The 415-nt window shown below is 53.7% G+C and carries 1 rRNA gene; it reads right to left on the bottom strand.

Annotation, left to right across the window (positions count from 1 at the left end):
* Positions 1-415, bottom strand: a 16S ribosomal RNA gene (locus AC2JF9_RS09890); the annotation flags it as partial.

The following is a 415-nucleotide window of genomic DNA, read 5'->3' on the forward strand; positions in this document are numbered from 1 at the left end:
ACGTCATCCCCACCTTCCTCCGGTTTGTCACCGGCAGTCTCCTTAGAGTGCCCACCTTAACGTGCTGGTAACTAAGGATAAGGGTTGCGCTCGTTGCGGGACTTAACCCAACATTTCACAACACGAGCTGACGACAGCCATGCAGCACCTGTCTCAGAGCTCCCGAAGGCACCAAGGCATCTCTGCCTCGTTCTCTGGATGTCAAGAGTAGGTAAGGTTCTTCGCGTTGCATCGAATTAAACCACATGCTCCACCGCTTGTGCGGGCCCCCGTCAATTCATTTGAGTTTTAACCTTGCGGCCGTACTCCCCAGGCGGTCGATTTAACGCGTTAGCTCCGAAAGCCACGGCTCAAGGCCACAACCTTCAAATCGACATCGTTTACAGCGTGGACTACCAGGGTATCTAATCCGGTT

The organism is Lactobacillus sp. C449L, from assembly GCF_059900815.1.